General features: G+C 57.1%; 21 protein-coding genes and 1 pseudogene. 10 read left to right on the top strand and 12 right to left on the bottom strand.

Features of this window, described 5'->3' with window-relative positions; translation table 11 throughout:
• Positions 1-23 precede the first annotated feature (23 nt).
• From A9995_RS17130 to A9995_RS15110, 3 genes are read left to right on the top strand one after another with little or no spacing between them, the layout of a single operon-like run.
• On the top strand, positions 24-653 hold the full coding sequence (locus A9995_RS17130; RefSeq protein ID WP_168157423.1) for a GNAT family N-acetyltransferase: 630 nt from the start codon (positions 24-26) through the stop codon (positions 651-653).
• The gene (locus A9995_RS15115; RefSeq protein ID WP_067614523.1) at positions 650-1,225 is read left to right on the top strand and encodes an NnrU family protein; all 576 of its coding nucleotides are present in this window, start codon (positions 650-652) and stop codon (positions 1,223-1,225) included. The genes A9995_RS17130 and A9995_RS15115 overlap by 4 nt, the downstream gene beginning before the upstream one ends.
• Positions 1,126-1,593 (top strand): DUF6463 family protein, encoded by a 468-nt coding sequence (locus A9995_RS15110; protein WP_369815864.1) that lies wholly within the window; start codon positions 1,126-1,128, stop codon positions 1,591-1,593. The genes A9995_RS15115 and A9995_RS15110 overlap by 100 nt, the downstream gene beginning before the upstream one ends.
• A gap of 123 nt (positions 1,594-1,716) precedes the next feature.
• Here the strand turns inward: A9995_RS15110 and A9995_RS17570 are convergent, their stop codons facing one another.
• Complete coding sequence (locus A9995_RS17570) at positions 1,717-2,118, bottom strand: helix-turn-helix domain-containing protein (protein WP_199797284.1); 402 nt, start codon at positions 2,116-2,118, stop codon at positions 1,717-1,719.
• Positions 2,119-2,242: 124 nt separating this feature from the next.
• On the opposite strand from A9995_RS17570, the gene A9995_RS15100 reads away from it, so the two are divergent.
• On the top strand, positions 2,243-2,884 hold the full coding sequence (locus tag A9995_RS15100) for an NAD(P)H-dependent oxidoreductase (protein WP_067614519.1): 642 nt from the start codon (positions 2,243-2,245) through the stop codon (positions 2,882-2,884).
• A 58-nt stretch (positions 2,885-2,942) separates the two neighbouring features.
• The gene (locus tag A9995_RS16240) at positions 2,943-3,806 is read left to right on the top strand and encodes a cytochrome b (protein ID WP_082992790.1); all 864 of its coding nucleotides are present in this window, start codon (positions 2,943-2,945) and stop codon (positions 3,804-3,806) included.
• 363 nt (positions 3,807-4,169) lie between these two features.
• On the opposite strand, the gene A9995_RS15090 is transcribed toward A9995_RS16240, so the two are convergent.
• The 3 genes and pseudogenes from A9995_RS15090 to A9995_RS15080 form a co-directional block, all read right to left on the bottom strand.
• Positions 4,170-4,541 (bottom strand): YciI family protein, encoded by a 372-nt coding sequence (locus A9995_RS15090; protein WP_067614515.1) that lies wholly within the window; start codon positions 4,539-4,541, stop codon positions 4,170-4,172.
• Between the two features lie 52 nt (positions 4,542-4,593).
• Positions 4,594-5,064: pseudogene (locus A9995_RS15085) on the bottom strand (VOC family protein).
• Positions 5,064-5,414 (bottom strand): DUF1428 domain-containing protein, encoded by a 351-nt coding sequence (locus A9995_RS15080; protein WP_067614513.1) that lies wholly within the window; start codon positions 5,412-5,414, stop codon positions 5,064-5,066. The pseudogene A9995_RS15085 and the gene A9995_RS15080 overlap by 1 nt, the downstream one beginning before the upstream one ends.
• 94 nt (positions 5,415-5,508) lie before the next feature.
• Here A9995_RS15080 and A9995_RS15075 point away from each other — a divergent pair, with 94 nt between their 5' ends.
• Entirely contained in the window at positions 5,509-6,192 is a 684-nt protein-coding gene (locus A9995_RS15075; protein ID WP_067614511.1) for a helix-turn-helix domain-containing protein, read from the top strand.
• A gap of 324 nt (positions 6,193-6,516) precedes the next feature.
• Here A9995_RS15075 and A9995_RS15070 read toward each other — a convergent pair whose 3' ends face one another.
• Positions 6,517-7,011, bottom strand: coding sequence for a helix-turn-helix domain-containing protein (locus tag A9995_RS15070; protein WP_067614509.1), 495 nt, complete (start codon positions 7,009-7,011; stop codon positions 6,517-6,519).
• Positions 7,012-7,092: 81 nt separating this feature from the next.
• On the opposite strand from A9995_RS15070, the gene A9995_RS15065 reads away from it, so the two are divergent.
• Genes A9995_RS15065 through A9995_RS15050 form a run of 4 tightly spaced genes read left to right on the top strand, consistent with a single transcriptional unit; the run spans position 7,093 to position 9,422 of the window.
• The gene (locus A9995_RS15065; protein WP_168157422.1) at positions 7,093-7,650 is read left to right on the top strand and encodes a tautomerase family protein; all 558 of its coding nucleotides are present in this window, start codon (positions 7,093-7,095) and stop codon (positions 7,648-7,650) included.
• A gap of 13 nt (positions 7,651-7,663) precedes the next feature.
• On the top strand, positions 7,664-8,245 hold the full coding sequence (locus A9995_RS15060; RefSeq protein ID WP_067614505.1) for a 2-hydroxychromene-2-carboxylate isomerase: 582 nt from the start codon (positions 7,664-7,666) through the stop codon (positions 8,243-8,245).
• Positions 8,242-8,946 carry an SDR family NAD(P)-dependent oxidoreductase gene (locus tag A9995_RS15055; protein WP_067614503.1) on the top strand — a complete coding sequence of 235 codons (705 nt, stop codon included), beginning with the start codon at positions 8,242-8,244 and terminating at the stop codon, positions 8,944-8,946. The genes A9995_RS15060 and A9995_RS15055 overlap by 4 nt, the downstream gene beginning before the upstream one ends.
• Before the next feature lie 50 nt (positions 8,947-8,996).
• Positions 8,997-9,422, top strand: a complete 426-nt coding sequence (locus A9995_RS15050; protein ID WP_168157421.1) for a PaaI family thioesterase — start codon at positions 8,997-8,999, stop codon at positions 9,420-9,422.
• Positions 9,423-9,750: 328 nt separating this feature from the next.
• Here the strand turns inward: A9995_RS15050 and A9995_RS15045 are convergent, their stop codons facing one another.
• The 7 genes from A9995_RS15045 to A9995_RS15015 form a co-directional block, all read right to left on the bottom strand.
• Entirely contained in the window at positions 9,751-10,170 is a 420-nt protein-coding gene (locus A9995_RS15045) for a CopG family transcriptional regulator (RefSeq protein WP_067614501.1), read from the bottom strand.
• 10 nt (positions 10,171-10,180) lie between these two features.
• Complete coding sequence (locus tag A9995_RS15040; protein ID WP_067614499.1) at positions 10,181-12,163, bottom strand: conjugal transfer protein TraG; 1,983 nt, start codon at positions 12,161-12,163, stop codon at positions 10,181-10,183.
• Positions 12,164-12,180: 17 nt separating this feature from the next.
• The gene (locus A9995_RS15035) at positions 12,181-13,920 is read right to left on the bottom strand and encodes a VirD2 family relaxase/mobilization nuclease (RefSeq protein ID WP_067614497.1); all 1,740 of its coding nucleotides are present in this window, start codon (positions 13,918-13,920) and stop codon (positions 12,181-12,183) included.
• 244 nt (positions 13,921-14,164) lie between these two features.
• Positions 14,165-14,902: a lytic transglycosylase domain-containing protein gene (locus A9995_RS15030; protein ID WP_369815863.1), complete on the bottom strand. Its 738-nt coding sequence runs from the start codon at positions 14,900-14,902 to the stop codon at positions 14,165-14,167.
• Positions 14,903-14,915: 13 nt separating this feature from the next.
• Complete coding sequence (locus A9995_RS15025; protein ID WP_067614493.1) at positions 14,916-15,266, bottom strand: DUF736 domain-containing protein; 351 nt, start codon at positions 15,264-15,266, stop codon at positions 14,916-14,918.
• 58 nt (positions 15,267-15,324) lie between these two features.
• Positions 15,325-15,870, bottom strand: a complete 546-nt coding sequence (locus tag A9995_RS15020) for a S26 family signal peptidase (protein WP_067614491.1) — start codon at positions 15,868-15,870, stop codon at positions 15,325-15,327.
• Positions 15,867-16,331, bottom strand: coding sequence for a DUF2840 domain-containing protein (locus A9995_RS15015; RefSeq protein ID WP_067614489.1), 465 nt, complete (start codon positions 16,329-16,331; stop codon positions 15,867-15,869). The genes A9995_RS15020 and A9995_RS15015 overlap by 4 nt, the downstream gene beginning before the upstream one ends.
• Positions 16,332-16,341: the final 10 nt, after the last annotated feature.

The following is a 16,341-nucleotide window of genomic DNA, read 5'->3' as shown; positions in this document are numbered from 1 at the left end:
ATGACCCGCTAATGCGGTATGTATTGGATCATATCGAAGACCGGCATCGCAATTTGGTCGCCATTTTCGCCTGTGCGATCCGTGCATGCCAAATCCGAGGTGACATCGCCAGAGTTCACGGTGCGAATGGACAGATCGCCGCCGCAACATGGCTTCCGGTCACAGGCATCCCTGTGGAGGTCATCAACATGATCCGTTCGGGTATGATCTGGATGCCTTTCGCCGTCGGCCCGTCCGCCATGGTCCGAATGCAGCGACACGAAGCACCTTGCGAACGGCTGATACGACGCAGGCTTCCCGAAACATCAGGTTACCTATGGAGCGTGGGCGTCGAGCCATCCGCTATGGGCCAAGGGGCGGGTCGGGAAGTCATAGCGATTGCCTGCGCACAGATGATGGAGGGTGGTCTAACCCATTGTGTGCTGAAGACCGAGAACGAGGCCAATGTGACTTTTTACGAACATCTCAATTTCAGGACGTGCGAAACAATATCCGATCCGCGCTCCAATTTGAGGAGCTGGGTCATGGTGAAGCCTCTCGAACTGGAACCTTCTGTTGCGACGCGACAGGCTCTTGGGCGGACGCATAAGGATAAAACTGGCAACTGCCCGGCTGTCGATAATGCAAGCGGTGCAGAAGGAACGATACGATGATCCTGTTCCTCAGTGGGCTGATCATTTTCTTCGGTGTGCATTTCTACTCAACGTTTCGCTCGCGCGAGGCTGATGCGACCATCGTCGTTCGGCTCGGCTACTCTACCTACATGACTGGCTATAGTCTGCTGTCTGCTGCGGGATTGACCTTCATTGTGCTTGGCTATTTCGGCATGCCCGGTAGCGACCCGATTTATAAGGTGCCATTCGAAGCTCGCACTTTAACGATCATATGTATGGGGCTTGCATCCATTCTGATCGCCGCCGCTTATGTGCCATCGAACCATATTGCGCGCGCACTCAGGCACCCTATGTTAATCGGCGTCTCGCTTTGGGCCGGTTCCCATCTATTGTCTCGTTCCGAAGCGCGCGACCTGCTGCTGTTCGGCAGCTTTCTGATCTTTGCCATCGTCGATATACTGGTCGTAAACCGGAGGAACATGGGCAAACAGGCGCAAGTCGTAAAACCGACATGGCGAGGCAACGCTCTCGCTATCGCCATCGGGTTGTCCGTCTTCTCTATCTTCGCTTTCTGGCTACACGTGGCGATGTTCGGGGTCGCGATATGGTAATGCTAGCAGGAACAGTGTTGGCCGTGATGGGCGTGATCCATGCGATCATCGGTCTGATTCTTTTTTCAGACCAGTTTCAGTCGATATGGAAGCTGGGCTTAGGCAATGGCCTGGACTGGGGGTACGGCGAACTCGCTGCATTCTGGTTCATTATTTTTGGTTGGCTGATGACGATGACTGGAATGCTGATACGCGCCGTGGCCGGGTGTGAAACAGGAGCCGACACGCTTCGGATCGTCGCCCTGTCGTTGATCGTGATGCCAGTTCTATCGGGGTTATTTCTTCCGATATCTGGGCTCTGGCTTATGATGATTCCTGGATTGATGGTCATTGTCGGGCAGCGAAGCGCGAAAGAGCGCATTCATTGAAGGAGCGAATTTCAATGTCAGCTTTCAACAACTAGTGGTGAAAGTCTGACATTTGGTGCCGCACGGTCTTCGACGAGTTTCGACCCAATTGCGGACATTTAGCTGATGCGCCGTCGACGGTCTCTATTCGGCTTTGTCGACATCATAGCTGGCCCGCGCCGCGTCGATTTTGCTGAGGTTGTCGAGCGCCCATATCCCCAAAGCGTTGACAGGCTCCCGAAACGATTCCCCCATCTTTGTTAGGCTGTATTCAACCTTGGGCGGGATCGTGGGGTATTGGTTGCGATGGACCAAGCCGTCGCGCACCAATTCACGCAAGGTGAGGCTGAGCATACGCTGAGAGATGCCAAGATTCCGCTTCAACTCGTTGAACCTTAAGGTCCCATATTGGGCGAGTGAGATGATTACCAACACGCTCCAGCGGTCGCCCACTCTGGTCAGAACCTCGTTGATGCGCTGACAATCAGGGCACTGATCTGAGTTTTTTGCGGAACTGGAAAGCGTCAGTTTCGAGCAATCTGCCATCATGGTTCCCTTGGTGTGACTGGGTCTCATTCTTGTGCCTTCTTGCAACGAGAATCAGTTCCGAATAGTTATCTAGTCACAATTTTATACCGATCTATACGGTTTGAGGCAATAAGGACCGATTATGACCGATAAGAGACTGCTCAATCTTCTGAACTGGCGATATGCCACAAAGAAAATGGATCCGGCTAAAACCGTCCCACAAGCAAAAGTCGATGCAATCATCGAGGCGATCCGGATGGCGCCGACATCCAGCGGCACCCAGCCGTTCGAACTAGTCTTGGTCACCAACCCAGACGTTCTGGCCAAAATTCAGGCGGTAGCAGGCGGTCAAACGCCGATTACAGAGGGCTCGCATCTGCTGGTTTTTGCAGCCTGGGACAATTACACAGCGGAGCGGATCGACGAGGTCACCAGTCTCAACATTGAGGCGCGTGGTGATATCCCGCTGATCCACGACTACTATGGCAATCTGAAATCCAATTATGTGCCGCGCGATGCAGAGGTCAATTATGCCCACGCAGCCCGCCAAGCCTATATCGCATTGGGCGTTGGCTTGGTCGCAGCAGCTGAGCAAGAAGTCGACAGCACGCCGATGGAAGGTTTTGACCCTGCCGCCGTGGACACAATACTCGGTTTGAAAGAACGCGGCTTGCGTTCGGTCGTCCTCTTGCCATTGGGATATCGCGATCCAACAGGTGATTGGTTGCTGCCAATGGCCAAGGTGCGCAAGTCGCGTGAAACCATCGTAACTCAAGTCAGCTAACTGGCTATCCAGCGGTAGAATCTTTCGCAAAAGACCGAATGACCTACGGGAAGAATTAATGGCAATATCCAATGGGGAAAGCTGGATCGCACTTGCGATTGTAGTTGTCTCGATTTTGACGGCATGGCTGATGAATACGCGGGCACCCAAGGTGCGAGCATTCGGGACATTGCTTGCGGCCTTTGGTTGCCTTGCGGTTGTTACTTGGTTTGCCGGAGCCCTTGGAACCGGAGTTTTGGAAAATCCAAAGCCAAACCAAACGCCGATGGATTCTGCCAAGCCAGCGCTCTTATGGGCTCAGGCGAGTGCGGCATTAGTAGCTGGGCTGATGCTATTATGGGTATCTACCAAGCAGTTCAACAGCACTAAAGAGCTTGTTTTGCCAGCTGAAAACGAAGCTGATCGTTTTGGGTTTAATTCACGGATGCTCCATTGGACCATGGCGATAATGTTCCTCTCTATGATCCCGATGGGCATGTTCGCCTCCATGATCCCGCAGGATGCTTGGTTCCGGAACCATTACTATGTGGTGCATAAGACAATTGGTGTTTTGATCTTCTCGCTGCTCTTGGTCCGACTGATCTGGAACCGCCGTTCCAAACGCCCTGAGCTAGACGCTTCGCTAAAACCTGCAGAACGAAAATGGGCGCACCGTGTCCACATCTTGCTGTATGTTTTGCTACTGGCGATGCCCGTTACCGGCTTTGTGATGACCAGCTATCACGGCTATCCAACCTTCTTCTTTGCTTGGGAACTCCAACCGCTTTGGGGTGAGAGCGATGCCTATATAATCTGGGGCACCTTCCACAAATACATCCTGCCTTACCTGATTTACATCATCCTCGGTGCGCATATTCTTGGGGCGCTGAAGCACCATTTCATTGACCGGCACACCACGGCATTGAAGAGGATGGTTGGCTGAGAATACTGCCCACATGCAACCGCCTTTTCCCCATTCGCATCTTAACGGCCAAGTGCTCAGTCGCCTGTGCTTGATCCCCGGATGACCCTTATCACTTAGATAGCTAATCCAATGTCCGCTAGCCACCCCTTGCCGCCGTTCGGCCGCTGCGTCATCGGGTACCAAATGTCAGATTTTGACCACTAGAATTCGACAAGCCGCCATTCTGCTCCCCACCCAGTTCAAACCTCTTCCGATGGTCTTCCCCGACCCCAAGACCTGTCAGGCAACTTCAGCACAAATTCCGACGTAAGCCAAATTTCTCGTGACGACCCAACTCCAGTCGTAAAGGGTAGCCTCGTAATATCCCAAAAGCAGACCTAATCATCCTGCGGTGTATTCGAAATCTTCCATGTCGTAGAATGGGCGAATTTCGAGTTCGCTGGGAGTTGGCATTGGGTTCGGACAGCGCCTCGCCCAGACTATTGCTTCATCCATATCTTTGACCTGCCAGATCCAATACCCGGAGACGATCTCTCGGGTTTCAGAAAAGGGGCCACCTACTATCGTCCGGTCAGACTCGTCAAAAACGATCCTCTTGGCCTGTGATGTAGGTTTGAGCCCCCCTCCATCAATCATAATGCCAGCTTCGGTGAGCTCATCATTGTATTTGCCCATTGCTGCTAGCAATTCAGGCGTCGGCAGAATGCCCTGTTCACTCGACATCGTCGCTTTTACGAACACCATCCCGCGCATAGCTTGCTTCCCTTCGTCAATTCCCAACACTGACCAGCAGGTTGGCGGTTACTCATTTTCTAGAGAACGCAATTTCCAGTTCGAAAATGTCGATCTTCGCCATTTTCATTATCGCTTTGCGCGCCCTCATGGCTGCGTCCTTGTCATCAGCATCCATCATTCTGGGCAGGGCCTTAGGGATGATCTGCCATGACACTCCGAACCGGTCGACCAACCACCCGCACCGACTTTCCGCGCCGCCGTTTTCCAGGAGTTTCGGCCACAGATCGTCAGTTTCGGCTTGATCTTCCGTCAGCACGGAAATCGAAGCGGCCATACTGTGTTAAAATTCTGGGCCAGCATTCAGAACCATGTAAGGCGCGCCGGCAAGCATAAATTCTATGGCCAACGGAGCGCCGTCAGGGTCAGGATATGATTGCGTCTCAATGAAGCTACCGGGAAGCAGCGACACATAGAATTCCGCAGCTTCCGCCCCGTCTCCATTAATGCCGAGGCAAGTGCGAACTTTGGGTTCGCTACTCATCACAATGCTTCCACAAGCAGTTCGAAACCGCCGAAGATCATGCGGCTGCCGTCGAACGGCATGTCCATCTTCTCCATCTCGGGATTAGACATGATTTTCTCCCAAGCAGCATCGCGGGCGGTTTTCGAGGGCCAACGGATGTAGGACATCACAATAGTTTCGTCCGCCTTGCGGTCGACCGCTGTATGGAGCGAGTTGACCTTGCCCTCCGGCACATCGTCGCCCCAGCATTCGATCATCGATTCCGCCCCTTGCTCCTTGAACATCGGGAATGCTTCCTTCGCGTGCTTGCGATAGGCTTCCTTGTTCGCAGTGGGCACCGCGCAAACGACACAATCCATATAAGCCATACTACCATCCTCTCATCTGATTCGTTGCTTATCATGACAGCATGATTGCTAAAAACAATTGGTAACTTCGATAAAAGGATACTAACTGCCTTTCATGCCCCGTAAGAAACCATATGACGATGGCTGTGCGACCGCCCATGCGCTCGATTTGTTTGGGGAGCGGTGGGCGCTTCTCATCATACGGGAGCTGATCCCCGGACCGCAGAGGTTCAGTGATCTTAAGGCTGCGTTGCCCGGTATCAGTTCCAATATCCTCACTGTTCGGCTCGGTGAGTTGGAGCGATCATATATTGCCGTTCGACGGCAATTACCGCCACCGGCTCCCGCCATGGTCTACGAACTGACTGAGTGGGGAGCGGAACTTGAGCCGATCATTAAATCGATTGGCAAATGGGCCGCCAAATCACCGACCATGGCGCAAGGCATGCCGATGAGTGCTGCGTCGGTCATGCTCTCGTTCCGCACGATGTTCGATGCCGACCGGGCGGCCGGTTTAGACCTGAATTTTGATCTCATTCTGGACAGGCGGGCTCACAGCGTAAGCGTGAGTAATGGAGAACTGACGATCGAACCAAACCAGCTTGCGAACGCCAAGACGACAGTTGCTGGCAATCCTGATCTTGTCGCAGGTGTGGTATATGGTGGCCTGTCGCTTGACGACGCGCAGCAGGCCGGTCTCGCTATTCAGGGCGATCCGGCAATGTTCGAAGCATTTGCGAGGCTATTCCCTCTACCAGCGAAGGCAGAAGGTTCGAAAGGCTCAAATGCGCGCCACTAGCAGCCATTCGGCTTGCCACCCAGCTTAAGCCGTTCCCGCTGGCCGTCCACGATCCCGAGACCGGTCAGGCAGCTCCAGACGGCATTCCGCCGGAAGCCGAACGTCAGCTGCCGACCCAATTCTGTTGAAAAAGTCGGCTCTCTGGAACGTCGCGAAATTTTCGAACTATGAGTGCTTGCGGAGCGACGTTTTAATTCGTTGCACGGCGCATACGGTCCAATTCGTACTCCTCGATGTAGCAAAAATACGTGCTTCGAGTTTTTCAACATAATAGACCCAACAGCAGCCGTCGGACTATCTGATCCAGTTCACCACAAGCAGCCCTTACAAAGCCTTTCGGGCCACTTTTTCGAACTCCGATATCGTAGCCGAACTTGCATTGGGGCCTGGTTCGAAACCGACGTTCTGCAGAGCCAATGGCTCTCCCCCGACACAGACTGTCAGAGCGTCCAGCACCTGCTGGCTGCCTTTGTCGAACAATCGGATTGGAGGGCCGTCTGTGCTGTGTATGTGATCGTCACCCCACTGCATGATTGCAACGACAATGGGGAACATCGCACGTCCAGAAGCAGTGAGCCGATATTCCTCGCGAGACGATGTGTCGTCCAGCAAATGCTTATCAAGCAATCCCCGCTTAACCATCTGCGCGAGGCGGGATGATAAAATGCCTTGCGTCACCCCAAGGCGGCGTTTGAATTCGCTAAACCGCCGAACCCCGTAAAACGCATCGCGAAGGATCATAAGCGACCAACGATCGCCTATGATGTCGACCGTTCGCGCAAAGCTACAATTGTGATGATCGAGAGAGGTGCGGGTCATTCCCTTACAGATAATCGGCATAAGGTATCTTTACAATACCAATCGAATCGGTATCCTTAAGCTACCATAAGGAGAATGATTATGCCGATGATGACAGTGCAACATCCACCAGAAGCACTCAGCCAAGCAAAAAAGGACAAACTTGCTGAGGATCTGACAAAAGTGATCCTCGCAATCGAAGGTGGCGCCGATACGCCTGAAGGCCGTTCAATAGCCTGGGTTCGCTTCCAACCTATTGAAACCAAGGACTGGTATCTGGGCGGACGAAGTGACAGCACATTCGAGGCAGTCGCTGGCCGATGGCTGATCGAACTGAACGTCCCTGAAGGGTCGATGGATCAGGACCGCAAGTCCGAATGCCACCGCGCTATTACCAAAGCCATCCTCAAAATTACCGGTAAAGAAGGTATCGAAGGCGCGTCCCGTTCGATCTGGATACAGCTGTTTGAGTGGCCGGAAGGTCATCTGGCGACCAGTGGCCGAACGTCTAGTTTGCTAGGCATCGCACAGCTTGCGAAGATACCTGCCGATCATCCGTTGCTTGCATTCCCGCGCGCATATTTCGCGGCGAAAGACCGTTTATACGATCTCGCCGAATTCCCCGAGAAAACGGCCGGTCGCGCCCTTGTTCGCTATTGAAGGAGTATTGACGATGAGCGAGCCTATCAAACTCTACTATGATTTCGTTAGCCCATATTCCTACTTCGCATTCGGACAACGTGCCGATATCGAGCAGCGAACTGGTCGCAGAGTGGAATTGCTACCGGTAGCTGTTGGCATGGTGATGGAGAAGGTCGGCAATGTTCCAACATCTCTCACCTGCAAAGCCAAGCGAACTTACTCGGGACAAGATGTCGCCCGTTGGGTTGCGAGGTTGGGTGTGCCATTTGCAGTTCATCCTGCGTTTGGGACATTCTCAACTGCACCCTTACTCCAAGCTGCGCTTGTGGCTGGGGACGATGTAGAAGCCTTTTCCAAGGCGGCGTTTGCTGCAGTATGGGCCGAACAGGCACCGATCGGCGACGACGAAAAAATGCGGGACTTCTTTGCCGCAAAGAACGAGCGCTTTGTGCGTTATTGGACTACTCGCGATGATGCAAAAAATGCGTTGGATAAGCGAGTAGATAAAGCGGTTTCGGATGGGGTGTTTGGAGTTCCATTCTTTCACACCGACAATGGCAACTTCTTTGGAAATGACCGGCTCGACTTTTTGGTGGAGGCCATGACAGCATGAAGGATAAGCCAAGGGTGTGTCTGATAACTGGCGTCGGGCCAGGCACTGGATCGGCGATCGCACGGCGGTTTGCGGGCGATGGCTACCGATTGCTGTTGAATGCCCGCAACAAGGAAAGACTTGCCGAGTTAGAAGACGAGCTAGGCAACGCCGTGTCGATCTGTGCCGACCTTGCCGATCCTAAGGAGCGCTTAAATTTTATCGAGGCGGTTTTGCGTGAAGGCGTGCCCGATATAGTCGTCAACAATGCGGTCGGAGGCACGTTCGGCAACTATCTCAATATCGATCCTGCCGATCTAACCCGGAATTTCACTATCAATGTCGAAGCTTTGCTGGACATCGCGCGAGCACTGATACCTAGAATGATCGATAGCGGAGGCGGTGCTTTCCTCGCGACCGGCAACACGTCGGCCTATCGGGGCAAGGCAAATTTTGCAGGTTTTGCTCCAACTAAGGCTGCCCAGCGCATCCTATTGGAGAGCATTGCGCGGGAAGTCGGGCCGAAGGGTGTTCATTGCGCCTACATTGCAATCGACGCGGTGATCGACCTGGCTTGGACACGAAAAATGGCGCCGGACAAACCTGATGATTTCTTTGCGCAGCCTAATGACATTGCGGACGAGGTCTACAGACTAGCGCATCAGCTAAAATCAGCATGGTCTTTCGACAGCGTGATCAGACCATTTGGCGAACCGTGGTGACGATCCGATATGGCATAGCCGATCCGCAAATAGCTGCCGGTATGTCAGGAATGGAATTCCTGACCGCCATGAAAGATGGCAAATTGCCACAACCTCCAATCGGACAGCGCATACCGCTTCAAATGTACCATCATGAGCGTGGCAAAATTGTCCTTCGTATCACTGCTGATGATAGCTTCCTTAATCCGGGCGGCATCGTCCATGGCGGCTTGGCGCTTACGGCCCTCGATACGGCGATGGGGCTGGCCGTCCTTAGCACCCTTAGTAAAGGCAAAGGCTTCGCGTCGCTGGACACTTCCGTTCGCTTCATTCGCGCATTGCCGGGCGGGCAGCAGCATGAACTCGAAATCATGGGCACTCTCGTTTCAGGTGGCCGAACGGTTGCCACTGCGCATGGCGAAATGCGCAAACTTGATGGAAAGCTGATCGCTACTGGAACCAGCGCATGTATTATTCAACAAATGACCGAGATGTAAGGCACCATTTTGCCAAAAGCCGTCTGACCGCTTCCCACCCTATTGTGTTGAAAAAGTCGGCTCTCTGGAACATCGCGAAATTTTTGAACGTTGAGGACTTGCGGAGTAAAATTTTGATTCGTCGAACGGCGCATACTGATTCAATTCGCACTCAGCGACGCAGCAAAATTACGTGCTTCGAGTTTTTCAACAGAATACACCCAGTTGTTGCCGCTCCCGGCCTCCAACATAGCGCGCGGAAATGTCCGCTATCAGGCTGCGCCGATTTGCCAAGGAACGACCAACTCTGGGTCGACAGCGGGCATACGATAATGTGAAGTAACCAGCACTATCGACCCGAAACATCCTCCGAAATCTCCTGCCGCAGCTTCGGTCCTTGCGCGATCCGTCTTCCAAGAGCTGCAACGAATGCATCATAGCGCGTGCCGGCCTGAGCTTTGGCGGCAACCTGTTGAGGTTCCGGCAAGGGTGGTGTCGTCGCCAACCAAAATCGGATGAAAACCGCTAGCGTTTCAACCGATATGCCGACGTCGCGCTCCACCCGGGTCATACGGCGGTCGATCTGATCGAGACGTTTGGTGGTCGCGGCCTCCTGCCGCTCCGCCGCATCGGGTGACAGGAACGACGCGATCGCGGCCTCGGCAACCAAGGACCGTGAGTGATCTCGCCGCGCCGCATAGTCGGCGAGCGCCGTCATGATCTCCGGATCGAGATAGACGGACAGGCGTTGCTTTTTCCGTTGCTTCATTGCCGCGCCCTCACATATCGACGCCATCGTCCGGATCGAGCGAAGCCTGCCGCGCGACCTGACTTGCCTGCTGGTCGAACAAGCGCAGTTGCGCGGCACGGTCAGTCGGCGGTTTTTTCAGATCGGGTTCGAATTCGTTGTCCATTGGCTTGGACTCCTCCGTCATTTGCGCCTGATCGAGCTCAGCTTGCTTGCGATTTTCGTGCTGCGTCCCGCCTGCTTCGTCGTGATCGGATTGAGACTCCGGATCGGCGATATCCGGTCGCGCCGGTAGTGGTAGCGCGCTCCAATCGTCAGCTCGGGCCGCTGCCTTCTCGGGCGCAGATGGTGTCAGAATGCGTGCCTGGAACTGGGCGTCTTCAAAGTAGCGCGCCTTCTTCGCCCGGATCGGAGGCGTGCCCGCCACCATGACGATCTCGTCGGACGGCGGAAGCTGCATCACCTCGCCGGGAGTCAGAAGCGGGCGTGCGGTCTCCTGGCGGCTCACCATCAAGTGACCGAGCCACGGTGACAGACGATGCCCGGCATAGTTCTTCATCGCGCGTAGTTCAGTTGCCGTACCGAGCGCATCGGACACACGCTTGGCTGTGCGCTCGTCATTGGTGGCGAAGCTCACCCGGACATGGCAGTTGTCGAGGATCGAGTTGTTCGGACCGTAGGCTTTCTCGATCTGGTTGAGCGACTGCGCGATCAGGAAGCTTTTGAGGCCGTAGCCCGCCATGAAGGCGAGCGCGCTCTCGAAGAAGTCGAGTCGACCCAATGCGGGGAACTCATCCAGCATCAGGAGCAGACGGTGGCGCCGGTCATGGCCAGCCAGGTCTTCCGTCAACCGGCGACCGATCTGATTCAGGATCAGGCGGATCAGCGGTTTGGTGCGGTTGATGTCGGAGGGCGGCACGACGAGGTAGAGCGTGACCGGGTCCGGGCTTTCGACCAGATCTGCGATGCGCCAGTCGCTGCGACGCGTTACCTTGGCAACGACGGGATCGCGGTAGAGACCGAGAAACGACATCGCGGTCGAGAGAACGCCGGAGCGTTCGTTGCCGGATTTGTTCAAAAGCTCTCGTGCGGCGCTGGCGATCACGGGATGTGGACCCGCTTCACCCAGATGCGCGGTAACCATCATCGCTTTGAGCGTCAGCTCGATGCCGCGTTTGGGATCGGACAGAAAATTGGCGACGCCGGCGAGCGTCTTGTCGGCTTCGGCATAAAGGACATGCAGGATCGCACCAACCAGCAGTGCATGGCTGGTCTTTTCCCAGTGATTGCGTTTCTCCAGCGAGCCTTCCGGATCGACCAGGATGTCGGCGATGTTCTGGACGTCGCGCACCTCCCATTCGCCGCGGCGGACTTCCAGCAACGGATTGTAGGCGGACGAGTTCGCATTGGTCGGATCGAACAGCAGCACCCGGCCATGCTCGGCGCGGAAGCCCGACGTGAGTTGCCAGTTCTCGCCCTTGATGTCGTGGACGATGACCGATCCCGGCCAGGTCAGCAGCGAGGGGATGACAAGCCCGACGCCCTTGCCCGACCGGGTCGGCGCGAAACACAGTACATGTTCGGGTCCGTCATGGCGGAGATAGTGGTGATCGAGTTTTCCGAGGACCACGCCGTCTGGATCGAACAGCCCGGCGCTCCTGACGTCTCGTGGTTCCGCCCAACGCGCCGATCCATAGGTATCGACGTTCTGCGATTCTCTCGCGCGTAATACGGACATGAAGATCGCGACGGCTACGGCCATGAACCCGCCCGATGCCGCGATAATCGCGCCCTCAATAAAGATCGGCGGTGCATAGGCGTCATAGGCATACCACCACCAGAAGAACGCCGGCGGGAAGTAGACTGGCCATCCGAGCAGCTCGAACCACGGCGTTCCAAGCTGCGGCTGGAACCCCAGCCGCCAGGCTGTCCACTGCGTCGCCGCCCATGACGTGCCGAGCACGATCATCGATACGAAGACGATCTGGCCCCAGAGTATTTTCGTCGCGTTCATCGCTTTTCCTTTCCGAGCTAAATTCCGATCCCGCGCTTGCGGCCGAAATCCCAATCGACGCCGCCATTGCCACGCGCGATGCCGGAGATGTGTTTGCCGAGATGTTTCTCGATCGAGGGTGTCCAGGGCACGAGCTGGAAGCCGAGCCCGTCGTCGATCATCGCAAAGCGGCCGGAGGCGAGCGCGATGCGGCGCTGATAGGTGCCGGCGACATATTCCCCGGTCGCCGATGGCGTGTGCGGACGGCCGATGTCGTCTGCGAGCTTCTCTCCTGTGGCTTCCAATTCACGCTTGCGCAGCGTGTTCAGCAGGTCACGATTAAAGATCACGCGCTGGCCCTGCCGTTTCGCTAGACCTTTCTCGATCAGATGATCGGCGCGCCGCTCCAGCGCTTCGCTGACTTCAGCGCCGAACCCGCCCCCGCCCAGCGGTTTGGGTTCGCGGGTAATGGCCTGCCGGTCGAGCCAGGTCGCGCCGATCGCCGTCACCTGCCGCTCGATCGGCAGATCGGAACGGACGGCGAGCGCGACACGGTGACGTCCTTTCGCGTCCTCGAACTTGCGCAGCTCGACAATCGATCCGGGCGCGCTGTCTCCGGCGGCGTCGATATGGGGCAGTCGGATATGATGGGTGCGGCCGTCGACGCCGTCGACCACGGCATAGGCGGTGCCCTTCAACTCATCATCGAGACCGCGATCGACCAATCGTCCGATGACGGGATCGCCGATACTTTCGCCGGCCAGCACATAGTTCGATGCGCCCCGCTCGATGCCGCGCTCGGTAAGCCCGCGATGGATGCGCTTGATGATGTCGCCGCGCTCGCCGAGTTCGCGCAGGGTTGTCTCGGCGCTATCGTCCATCACCCATTGGCCCGGTCCGATCTGATCGGCGAGGCCGAGCGATTCGAGCTTGCGCAGACGACCGACTTTCGGGGTATGGAATTCGTTCGGCTGACGTCCCAGCTGCGGCGCGAGATCGATGACGCCGGTGCGATACCCGTCGCGCGCAAGTTGGCGATCGAGACTGGTCCAGCGCTCGGCGTCGATCTGGCGTTCGAGCGTATTGTGGATGTCCCGGTCGGTGCGATAGCCAAGCTCTAGCGTGATCAGATCTTGAGCACGGGCGCGCATCCCTTCCTTGATGTAGTCGCGGGCGATGACGAGGTCCTCGCCGTCATCGGCGCGGCCGCGTGCGATCACGTGGATATGCGGATGCTCGGTATTCCAATGATCGACACCGACCCAGTCGAGCTTTGTGCCCAGATCCTTTTCCGCCTGACGCATCAGATCGCGGGTGAAGGATTTGAGGTCCGTCATCTCGACGGCATCCTCGGGCGACACGATGAAACGGAAATGATGGCGGTCGTCCTCGCAACGCTCGGCGAAATCTTTTGGATCGATCTCGTCGGACTCCGGTCCGAACAGTCGCGCCTTCACGCCGTCGCGAGTGACGCCTTCGCGGCGCAGGTAGGAGAGATGGGTAGCGAGCGGGGCGCTGCGATGCCCATGTCGGACGACGCGGGTCTTGATGACAGCGTTGCGCGATCTGCTGGTCAGCCAGCGATTGGCCTGAACACTGGCACGCTTGCCGCGCCCGAAATAAGAGCGGGTGCCGGACGTGATCTTCCCGGAGCGTGAGATGTTGCCGCCGGCGCGCTGTGCTGCCGCAAGCGCCTGCGCGATGAAAGGCCGCGCGCGCTGGCTGGACGATGACCGAATGCGGCCGGGGCGGATGCGGAAATCATCGTCGTTGCTCATGGTGCGAAACCCGCACATCGCGCAAACGCGTTGAAATCACTCGGAAAGCAGGAAGGTTGCAGGCCGTGCCGTTCAGGCGCACCTCGCGAATTCAAAGCATAAAACCTTGAAAACACTCCCCACAACCGAGGCGCACATCGCGCCCTTTTATCTCGCCATCCCCTCTCTCCATTGCTGACCTTCCCCCTCAACATACGCCACACTGCGCTGCTGTATCCGGGAGTGCGAAATGCGATTGCGGTCGTCATGGTGTCCTCTCATCGCGCGATTGCACGAGGACTGCGCCATCCGGCTGTTCGCTTCGCGCGCCGTCGGTGCGCACAGGCGTCGTCAGGGAACCGTCAGTAGTTCTGCGTTTTTCTTGCACGGACGCTGCAGTCGAATTGCCGTTCGAGCGTTCGACAAACAGTGGGGCTTCTCGCCAGTCGGGCGGCGGAGCGGCGACGGTGGCGGTACTGTCACGCGGCGCCAAACCGATCATCGGCAACAGCATCGCCATGTACGCGCGCGTCTCGCGCGGCAGCGGCCGACCGGTCGCGAGATGCTCTTCGTAGCGACCCGGACCGGCATTATAGGCCGCGAGGAAACCGGGCGAACCGAACCGGTCATACATCTCGCGCAGGTACGCTGTGCCGCCGAGAATGTTGTCGCGCGGGTCGAAGGGATCGCGGCCAAGGCGGTGGCGAAGGCGCAGCCCTGCCCAGGTATCGGGCATGATTTGCATCAGGCCCATCGCGCCCGCACTGGAGACAGCACGCACGCGTCCTGCGCTTTCGACCTGCATGACGGCACGAACCCAAGTCTCGGGAATGCGAAACCGCTGCGATGCTTCGGTGACATGCGCGGAATAGGGAGCGGTGGTTGGTCGCTCGACCGCTGCGCGCTGCGCGACCGTGATGGGCGGCATTGCTGCACCGAAAAGCAGGCCGGAAAGGAGAAGGAGGGCCACGAACCGAACGGTCTGATACCGTCCGGCAGTCACGCGGAGACGAGGGCTACGCACCGTCCTTCCCCTGTTCACGGCGCTTCGGCGGCCGGTTCCAGGTCAGAAGGAAAGCGCCTTCCTCGCTCGTGGAGTGGAACAGATTGGCATGGATGGGATGCGGCATCGCCGGGTCGTCGATCACCAGCGAGACATAGTCGCCGGCTTTTTCGCCCGTGCGCTTCCAGCCCGCACCGATCTCGAGGCTTTGGTCGTCTTCGCCGACATGAACGCGGTAGTCGGGCGCGTTCTCGCTGTCGGATTGTTCGGCAGGAATTAGGATCAGCTCGGCGTCGAGCGTGAGGGTTTTAAGGTGGCCGCGATAGCCATCTCTGGTGCGGGTGAAGTGTCCGATATGTGCCATTTGTCTGTCCTTTCAGGCGGTGGTTGAGGGAGGTTCGGCGTGCCGGGGATCGGGCCGATCAGGGAGATCGCGCGCGCCATCGGTAGCGGCCCGTGCCGTCTTCATCGGTCCACAAAGGGACCGCCAAACCGGTGATCGAACTGGATGGAATCGGCCCAAAATAGCGCCCATCGAGACTGTTCTCGACGTCGCTGTTCATGAGGAAGAGTTCGTCCGCCGCGATGCGTTCGCAGCCTTCCCAGACCGGCATCGGACGCCCGAAACTGTCATTGTTCTGAGCGGTGCCCATCACCGCCCCATCAACCGTGATGATGGGGCCGATCCGGCAGACGGTCTGCCCCGGCACCCCGACGACGTGCTTCAGGAGCGGGACATTGGGCGGCAGATATCCGCGTTCGGCGAGGAGAGCTTTCACTGTTTCGGGGGCCTCCAGCGCGACCAGATCGGACACGGCAAGCTGCGTCACTGGATGCAGCTGGTAGAGGCCCAGAGGGGCGGACGGTGTCACGTTCCAGATCAGGCGGTCGGGCGTTTCGACGAACGCCGGAACCGCAATGCCGACGATCGCGGCAGCACCGATGAACGACCAGATTCGGCGTTTCATCGGCCCACCCTCCGCCGTTTGATCCATGCGGTATGGCGGGCTTGCGTGTAGGCGCGGGGCGACTGGCGTGCAGCCATCCGGTTATGGACATGACACCAATGGTCGGGTGCCACATTGGCGGGATCGATGCCCAGAGCCTCAATCGTGTCGACGATCTGCAGCACCCGTTCGACCTTGGGCCATCCTTTTACTGTCAACAGAATGTCGCCGCCGGGGCGCACGGAAGGGAGTGTTTGGTGCGCTTCACCGGGTTTCACGGCGCGCACGATGTCGATGCGGGAGAGTATCGTGCCGTAGTCGTTCGCCGCCCAGCGGACGAACCCGAAGATTTGTCCAGGCGCGAAAGCGACGATGCGCTGACGACGATTGATGATCCGCTCGCCGGTCGCCCGTCCGAACCGGATCCAGTGTTCAATCCGCTTCTCGACCCAGATCACTTTGACATGCGTGAGCGTGCCCAAATCCCGATCT

The organism is Erythrobacter sp. QSSC1-22B, assembly GCF_001678665.1.
Lineage (GTDB): Bacteria > Pseudomonadota > Alphaproteobacteria > Sphingomonadales > Sphingomonadaceae > Qipengyuania.
The sequence above is the reverse complement of the archived record's forward strand: the minus strand, read 5'-3'. Positions and strand labels throughout refer to the sequence as shown.